This is a genomic window from Vibrio sp. EA2 (assembly GCF_033042495.1).
GTDB lineage: Bacteria > Pseudomonadota > Gammaproteobacteria > Enterobacterales > Vibrionaceae > Vibrio.
The window spans coordinates 1-970 of sequence record NZ_JAWLID010000049.1; the positions used below are offsets into that span (position 1 = coordinate 1).

1 rRNA gene is annotated in these 970 nt (G+C 52.2%); it reads left to right on the plus strand.

Features of this window, described 5'->3' with window-relative positions:
* Positions 1-970, plus strand: a 23S ribosomal RNA gene (locus RXX31_RS24660); the annotation flags it as partial.

Sequence of the window (970 nt, forward strand, 5' to 3'; positions counted from 1 at the left end):
GGGATGACTTGTGGATCGGAGTGAAAGGCTAATCAAGCTCGGAGATAGCTGGTTCTCCTCGAAAGCTATTTAGGTAGCGCCTCATGTATCACTCTGGGGGGTAGAGCACTGTTTCGGCTAGGGGGTCATCCCGACTTACCAAACCGATGCAAACTCCGAATACCCAGAAGTGCCGAGCATGGGAGACACACGGCGGGTGCTAACGTCCGTCGTGAAAAGGGAAACAACCCAGACCGCCAGCTAAGGTCCCAAAGTTGTGGTTAAGTGGTAAACGATGTGGGAAGGCTTAGACAGCTAGGAGGTTGGCTTAGAAGCAGCCACCCTTTAAAGAAAGCGTAATAGCTCACTAGTCGAGTCGGCCTGCGCGGAAGATGTAACGGGGCTCAAACCACACACCGAAGCTGCGGGTGTCACGTAAGTGACGCGGTAGAGGAGCGTTCTGTAAGCCTGTGAAGGTGAGTTGAGAAGCTTGCTGGAGGTATCAGAAGTGCGAATGCTGACATGAGTAACGACAATGGGTGTGAAAAACACCCACGCCGAAAGACCAAGGGTTCCTGCGCAACGTTAATCGACGCAGGGTTAGTCGGTTCCTAAGGCGAGGCTGAAAAGCGTAGTCGATGGGAAACAGGTTAATATTCCTGTACTTCTGGTTACTGCGATGGAGGGACGGAGAAGGCTAGGCCAGCTTGGCGTTGGTTGTCCAAGTTTAAGGTGGTAGGCTGAAATCTTAGGTAAATCCGGGGTTTCAAGGCCGAGAGCTGATGACGAGTCGTCTTTTAGATGACGAAGTGGTTGATGCCATGCTTCCAAGAAAAGCTTCTAAGCTTCAGGTAACCAGGAACCGTACCCCAAACCGACACAGGTGGTCGGGTAGAGAATACCAAGGCGCTTGAGAGAACTCGGGTGAAGGAACTAGGCAAAATGGTACCGTAACTTCGGGAGAAGGTACGCTCTCGACGGTGAAGTCCCT